We start from the raw sequence: 6,678 nt of genomic DNA, 5'->3' as shown, positions 1-6,678 counted from the left end.
GGCGATGCGGTGTGCCTCGTACGGCTCCTTGCCGAACCCCTCCAGCACGCGGCGGCCCATCATCAGCGAACCCTCGAACATCTCGCGCTCGATCAAGCAGCGTGGTGCTGGATCACGAAAAGCTGAAGAAGACCGTGCGCACCGCCATGCGCATGCTCGACAACGTGATCGACATCAACTACTACGCGGTCAAGAAGGCGCGTGAGTCGAACCTGCGCCACCGCCCGGTCGGCATGGGCATCATGGGCTTCCAGGACGCGCTGCACGTGCTGCGCATTCCGTACGCCAGCGAAGGTGCCGTGCAGTTTGCTGACACCTCGATGGAAGCCGTGTGCTACTACGCCTACTGGGCGTCGACCGAGCTGGCCGAAGAGCGTGGCCGCTACAGCACCTACGAGGGCTCGCTGTGGGATCGCGGCATCCTGCCGCAAGACTCGCTCAAGCTGCTGGCCGAAGAGCGTGGCGGATACCTCGAAGCCGACATGTCGTCGACGATGGACTGGGACAGCCTGCGCGCGCGCATCAAGCAACACGGCATGCGCAACTCGAACTGCGTGGCGATCGCCCCGACGGCCACCATCTCCAACATCATCGGCGTGTCGGCTTGCATTGAGCCGACGTACCAGAACCTGTACGTCAAGTCGAACCTGTCGGGCGAGTTCACGGTGGTCAACGACTACCTGGTGCGCGACCTGAAGGCGCGCGGCCTGTGGGATGAAGTGATGGTCGCCGAGCTGAAGTACTTCGACGGCTCGCTGGCCCGCATCGACCGCATCCCGCAAGACCTGCGCGACCTGTACGCAACGGCCTTCGAAGTGGAGCCGCAATGGCTGGTGGAAGCCGCCTCGCGTCGCCAGAAGTGGATCGACCAGGCGCAGTCGCTGAACATCTACATGGCCGGCGCGTCGGGCAAGAAGCTGGACGACACCTACAAGCTGGCCTGGCTGCGTGGCCTGAAGACCACGTACTACCTGCGCACGATCGGCGCCACGCACGTGGAGAAGTCGACCGTGTCGCGCGGCACGCTCAATGCGGTGTCGTCGGGTGGTGATGTGGGTGGTGTGTCGGCTGCCGGTGCATCGGGTGTGACTTCGGCCGCGCCGACCAGCGCTCTGGATGCCGCTGCCGCCACCGCGCAGGCCATGCCGGAAGCCGAAGGCGCCGTGTGCACGATGCGCCCCGGCGACCCCGGCTTCGAGGAATGCGAAGCCTGCCAGTAAGTCTAAGAAGTATCTCGCTGTCGTCCCCGCGCAGGCGGGGACCCAGTGACGTGAACGACGCTGGGCTCCCACCTGCGCGGGAGCGACAACCAAGAATTCAGGAGAAACACATATGCTGAGCTGGGACGACGACGTCAAACCTGCCGCACAACCCGCTGCTGCACCGCAGCCCGTGTATCAACCGCAGCCGCAACTGCAACCGGCCACCGCTGACCAGGGTGGCGTGCTGCCCCCGTCGGCCACCGCCGCTGCTGTCAATTCGGGCACGGGCATCCTCGGCAACAACCCGAACGCTGCCGCCGCACAGAGCAACCGCCGCGTGAACGCCGCCGACAAGCGCGTCATCAACGGCGCCACTGACGTCAACCAGCTGGTGCCGTTCAAGTACAAGTGGGCCTGGGAAAAGTATCTGGCCGGCTGTGCAAACCACTGGATGCCGCAGGAAATCAACATGTCGCGCGACATCGCCACGTGGAAGGACCCGAACGGTCTGACCGAAGACGAGCGCCGCATCATCAAGCGCAACCTGGGCTTTTTCGTGACGGCCGACTCGCTGGCCGCCAACAACATCGTGCTGGGCACGTACCGCCAGATCACTGCGCCGGAATGCCGCCAGTACCTGCTGCGCCAGGCGTTTGAAGAGGCGATCCACACGCACGCGTATCAGTACATCGTGGAATCCCTGGGCCTGAACGAGGCCGAGATCTTCAACGCGTACCACGAAGTGCAGTCGATCCGTGACAAGGACGAGTTCCTGATCCCGTTCATCGACACGTTGACGGACCCGTCCTTCAAGACCGGCACGCCGGAGAACGACCAGAAGCTGCTGAAGTCGCTCATCGTCTTCGCGTGCATCATGGAAGGCCTGTTCTTCTACGTCGGCTTCACGCAAATTTTGGCGATGGGCCGTCAGAACAAGATGACGGGTGCCGCCGAGCAGTACCAATACATCCTGCGCGACGAGTCGCTGCACTGCAATTTCGGCATCGACCTGATCAACCAGATCAAGCTGGAGAACCCGCACCTGTGGACGGCCGAGTTCAAGGCCGAGATCACGGAGCTGTTCAAGAAGGCCGTCGACCTGGAATACCGCTACGCAGAAGACACCATGCCGCGCGGCGTGCTGGGCCTGAACGCGCCGATGTTCAAGGGCTACCTGCGCTTCATCTGCAACCGTCGCTGCCAGCAGATCGGCCTGGATGCACTCTTCCCGAACGAAGAAAACCCGTTCCCGTGGATGAGCGAGATGATCGACTTGAAGAAGGAACGCAACTTCTTCGAGACGCGCGTGATCGAGTACCAGACCGGTGGCGCGCTGTCGTGGGAATGATCTGAGCGATCAGTCCGACCCGGCATCAACGTAGACAGGCGACGCATCATGCGTCGCCTGTTTGCATTTGGGGGCAGCCAATGCATGCCGGTATGGCACGCGGTTCAGAGATGCACCGCGTCCAGCATGGCTTGCACAAACGCCTTAGGTGCTTCTTGCGGCAGGTTGTGCCCGATACCGCCGCCGATGTTCCGGTGCTGGTATTTGCCCGTGAACTTCTTTGCATACGCAGACGGCTCCGGGTGCGGCGCACCGTTGGCGTCGCCTTCCATGGTGATGGTGGGCACGGTGATGGCCGGGCCGGCCGCCAGACGCTGCTCCAGTGCGTCGTACTTCGATTCACCCTGGGCCAGCCCCAGGCGCCAGCGGTAGTTGTGGATGACGATGGCTACGTGATCCGGGTTGTCGAATGCGGTGGCGCTGCGGTCATAGGTGGCGTCGTCAAACTTCCATGTCGGCGAGGCGAGCTTCCAGATCAGCCGGTTGAAGTCTTTGCAATTGGCGGCATAGCCTTGTGCGCCGCGCTCGGTCGTGAAGTAGAACTGGTACCACCACGCAAACTCCGCCGCCGGCGGCAGCGGCTTGCGGTTGGCCTCCTGGCTGCCAATCAGGTAGCCGCTGACGGACACCAGCGCCTTGCAGCGCTCCGGCCACAGCGCCGCGATGATGTCTGCCGTGCGCGCCCCCCAGTCGTAGCCGCCGAAGGTGGCCTGCCTAATCTTGAGCGCATCCATGAACGCGATGATGTCGGCGGCCAGCGCCGCTTGCTGCCCGTTGCGCGGCGTATCGGATGAGCGGATGCGCGTCGTGCCATAGCCGCGCAGGTAAGGGACGAGCACCCGATAGCCCGCCGCGGCCAGCGCCGGTGCGACCTCTGCGTAGCTGTAGATGTCATAGGGCCAGCCATGCAGCAGGATCATCACCGGGCCGTTTTTCGGGCCCAGGTCGGCATAGCCGATGTTGAGCACGCCGGCGTCGATCTGCTGCAGCGCGCCGAACGGATTGGACTGGCCGGCCGGTGACGCGCTCGCACTCGACGGCGCCGGCTGCGCATGCACGAGTTCAGCCAGCCCGAGATCGAGCACGCCAATGCTGGCGATGGTGGTTCCAAGAAGACGGCGACGGCGGAGGTTGATGGCGTTCGACATGACGGTTCTCTCTTTTTGGGGTGGGGGAGGCGGTTAGTGCACGAGCGTGACCAGCGGCTCGCCGGTCCGTACGACATACGTCGCCAGTTCCGACGCCTTGCCGCTGCCGACATTTCTGGCCGAATGCGCGACGCCCGCCGGAATGAACAACGACTGACCGGTTTGCAGCGTCACGGGTGCTTGTCCGCCCAGCCGGTACTCGATCGTGCCGCTGAGCACATGGGCGATTTCCTCGCCGGGGTGCATGTGTGCGGGGGCGAACGCGTGCTCATCAAAGTCCACGCGGACTTGCAGCGTTTCGTAGCCGTTCGCGGCCAGGCTGTGGTGGACCAGATCAGTCCGGGATACGCCGCCGCTTTGCGCAGATACGTTGTGTGTACCCAGGGCGCCCGCGATTGCGAGCAAGGCTGTGGCCATTCGGTTCGGTTGCATGCGCACTCCTGAGAGCAAGGATGGATGACGAGGAACGGTGTTGCTCGCCTCGTTTCCAGCATTGAGCGCCCGCGATGTATCCCGACGGTTTCACGATGCCGCCGATTTGTATTGCTCTGTAGCAATGGGCCGCTGTGGACGGGGTTTTGTATGCGCATGTATCCGGCCGCCGCCTCGGTACATGCCCAGACAAAACGGGCTGATCGACGCTACGTGCGCGATACGTCAGACGTCTTCAATGCATTCCGTGGCAGCGACGGCGAGTCAATACACGGCTCCGGCCTGCCGCGCCATCCCAACCCAACCCACTGTTCAAAGGAAGACGATCATGACCCGCAATCTTGCCAAGACCCTTGCTGTTGTTGCACTTGCTGTGGCCGCTGCCGCCGCGCAAGCCGCCTCGTCTGTCGGTGCACGTGACCCGTACACCGAAGGTGCCCGCGCCGTGCAAAGCGCCGTCGATGCGTATACGGAAGGCGCTCGCGCCACCGACATCTACACCGACGGCGCCCGCACTGCCGACCCGTACTACGACGGTGCTCACGCCTGAACCCACTTCGCGCAACCCGAATCCTCCACATTAACAAGGCAACAAGGAGCCGACATGGTCCACCGCACCTCCGTTTCCATCGCAGTGCTCGCACTTGGCATGGCTGCCAGTGCGCCCCTCTTTGCCGCCACCGCGGCCAACGCCGAGCCGCCTTCCGTGGTGATCGTGCACGGCGCGTTTGCCGATGGGTCCGACTGGGCCAAAGTCATTCCGCTGCTGCAGGCCAAGGGCGTGAAGGTGCAGGCCGTGCAGAACGGGCTGAACTCGCTGGCCGACGATGTGGTTGCCACACGCCGCGCCATCGGCAATCAGGCCGGCAAGGTGGTGTTGGTGGGGCACTCGTGGGGCGGCACCGTCATCACCGAGGCCGGCGCGGACAGCAAGGTCGCAGGGCTGGTCTACGTGGCCGCGTTTGCGCCGGATGCGGGGCAGTCGACGGAGGAGGTCGGCAAGGGCTATGCACCGGCACCCGGCATCGGCAAGCTGGTGGCCGATGCCAACGGCTATCTGTCACTACCCGCCGCCGCGTTGGCAAGCGATTTTGCGCAAGATGTGCCGGCCGGGCAGGCCCGCGTGATGGCCGCTACGCAAGGGCCCATCAAAGCGACGGCGTTTGGTGAGCGGACGACGGTGGCGGCGTGGCAGAGCAAGCCTTCGTGGTTCATCGTCAGCGAGCACGACCGGATGATCCAGCCGGACCTGGAGCGCGCCATGGCGAAAAAAATCGGCGCCAAGGTGACGAGCCTGCCGACCAGCCATGTCCCACAGCAGTCGCGGCCGCAGGATGTGGCAAAGGTGATTCTCGACGCGGTGCATGCGGTCGAGACACGCAACTAAGGCTGTGTCGATTGCCTGCGCGCTGGTCGGGGCCTTCGCCCATGGCGCGCAGGGCCATCCGCGTTGCCGCCCGCAGCGCTGTGCACGTGAATGTCGCTAGCATGACCGTGCCGCGCAGGTCTTTCATGGATGGCGGCGGCACATGGACCTCCGAACATCGAATAAAAAAAGCACCCGCGAGCGCCTTGTTCCCGCAGGGCTTCAATCCACTACCGCCTCACCACCGCCAAAGAAAGTGCCGCGTTGCCAACGTTGGCGGTCCCAGTCGCCATCCACATGATGGCGTGTAGCGGTTGGCGGCCATAGACTTGTGCCCACCCCGGTCGCTGCTGCAAGGTACAAGGAGCCCGCCCATGGAATCCAACCCCACCCACATCGACACCACCGTCGACACGCCCGTGCTGCGCGATGATCGCGACGGTGTCGTCACACTGCGGCTGAATCGGCCGCTGCAGTTCAACGCGTTGTCTGAGGCGATGCTGGATGCGCTGCATCGTGCACTGAGCGATATTGCCAGCGATGCCGGCGTGCGCTGTGTGGTGCTTGAGGCAGAGGGCAAGGCCTTCTGCGCCGGGCATGACCTGCGTGAGATGCGCGGCACGCCAGCGCTGGCGTACTACCAGGCGTTGTTTGCGCGCTGCAGCGCGGTCATGCAGGCGATTCAGGCGCTGCCCGTGCCGGTCATTGCACGTGTGCACGGGGTGGCGACGGCGGCCGGGTGCCAACTGGTGGGCAGTTGCGATCTGGCCATCGCGTCAGACGCAGCGCGGTTTGCTGTATCGGGTATCAACGTCGGTCTGTTTTGCTCGACGCCGGCAGTAGCGCTGTCGCGCAACGTGTTACCGAAGCGCGTGTTCGACATGCTGGTGACGGGGCGCTTTATCGATGCGGCGACGGCGGCTGACTGGGGGCTCGTCAACGAGGCCGTGCCCGAGGCCGAGCTGGATGATGCCGTGGCCCGCAAGGTGGCGGAGATCGTTTCCAAGAGCCCCACCGCAATCCGTTACGGCAAGGCGATGTTCTATCGGCAGCGGCAGATGCCGCTGGCCGATGCGTACGCCTATGCGGGCGATGTCATGGCCCGCAACATGATGGAAGAAGACGCCGGCGAGGGTATCGACGCCTTCCTGGAAAAGCGGCCCGCCCGCTGGCGGGCGTAAG

7 protein-coding genes are annotated in these 6,678 nt (G+C 64.1%); 5 read left to right on the top strand and 2 right to left on the bottom strand.

The window, feature by feature from the left end; genetic code table 11:
• Positions 1-104 precede the first annotated feature (104 nt).
• Positions 105-1,220 carry a hypothetical protein gene (locus tag AB0305_RS09840; RefSeq protein ID WP_366172695.1) on the top strand — a complete coding sequence of 372 codons (1,116 nt, stop codon included), beginning with the start codon at positions 105-107 and terminating at the stop codon, positions 1,218-1,220.
• A gap of 112 nt (positions 1,221-1,332) precedes the next feature.
• Positions 1,333-2,550, top strand: a complete 1,218-nt coding sequence (locus tag AB0305_RS09835) for a ribonucleotide-diphosphate reductase subunit beta (RefSeq protein ID WP_366172693.1) — start codon at positions 1,333-1,335, stop codon at positions 2,548-2,550.
• 104 nt (positions 2,551-2,654) lie between these two features.
• Here AB0305_RS09835 and AB0305_RS09830 read toward each other — a convergent pair whose 3' ends face one another.
• Both AB0305_RS09830 and AB0305_RS09825 read right to left on the bottom strand, forming a co-directional pair.
• Positions 2,655-3,698, bottom strand: a complete 1,044-nt coding sequence (locus tag AB0305_RS09830; RefSeq protein WP_366172691.1) for an alpha/beta hydrolase — start codon at positions 3,696-3,698, stop codon at positions 2,655-2,657.
• Between the two features lie 33 nt (positions 3,699-3,731).
• A complete protein-coding gene (locus tag AB0305_RS09825) occupies positions 3,732-4,130 on the bottom strand; it encodes a cupin domain-containing protein (protein WP_366172689.1) in 399 nt (132 codons plus the stop codon).
• A 328-nt stretch (positions 4,131-4,458) separates the two neighbouring features.
• Here AB0305_RS09825 and AB0305_RS09820 point away from each other — a divergent pair, with 328 nt between their 5' ends.
• The 3 genes from AB0305_RS09820 (at position 4,459) to AB0305_RS09810 (ending at position 6,677) form a co-directional block, all read left to right on the top strand.
• Positions 4,459-4,680 carry a hypothetical protein gene (locus AB0305_RS09820; RefSeq protein ID WP_366172687.1) on the top strand — a complete coding sequence of 74 codons (222 nt, stop codon included), beginning with the start codon at positions 4,459-4,461 and terminating at the stop codon, positions 4,678-4,680.
• Positions 4,681-4,734: 54 nt separating this feature from the next.
• Positions 4,735-5,517, top strand: coding sequence for an alpha/beta hydrolase (locus AB0305_RS09815; protein ID WP_366172685.1), 783 nt, complete (start codon positions 4,735-4,737; stop codon positions 5,515-5,517).
• A gap of 353 nt (positions 5,518-5,870) precedes the next feature.
• Positions 5,871-6,677, top strand: coding sequence for an enoyl-CoA hydratase (locus AB0305_RS09810; protein ID WP_366172683.1), 807 nt, complete (start codon positions 5,871-5,873; stop codon positions 6,675-6,677).
• The last annotated feature ends 1 nt before the right edge of the window (position 6,678 follow it).

The sequence above is a fragment of the Arthrobacter sp. NPDC080086 genome (genome assembly GCF_040702285.1).
This window is presented reverse-complemented; position numbering and strand designations above follow the sequence as displayed.

Excerpts from the sequence above, each read along its gene's own strand:
- AB0305_RS09835 (WP_366172693.1), top strand. The coding sequence starts at position 1,333 with ATGCTGAGCTGGGACGACGACGTCAAACCTGCCGCACAACCCGCTGCT.
- AB0305_RS09830 (WP_366172691.1), bottom strand. The coding sequence starts at position 3,698 with ATGTCGAACGCCATCAACCTCCGCCGTCGCCGTCTTCTTGGAACCACC.
- AB0305_RS09825 (WP_366172689.1), bottom strand. The coding sequence starts at position 4,130 with ATGCAACCGAACCGAATGGCCACAGCCTTGCTCGCAATCGCGGGCGCC.
- AB0305_RS09820 (WP_366172687.1), top strand. The coding sequence starts at position 4,459 with ATGACCCGCAATCTTGCCAAGACCCTTGCTGTTGTTGCACTTGCTGTG.
- AB0305_RS09815 (WP_366172685.1), top strand. The coding sequence starts at position 4,735 with ATGGTCCACCGCACCTCCGTTTCCATCGCAGTGCTCGCACTTGGCATG.
- AB0305_RS09810 (WP_366172683.1), top strand. The coding sequence starts at position 5,871 with ATGGAATCCAACCCCACCCACATCGACACCACCGTCGACACGCCCGTG.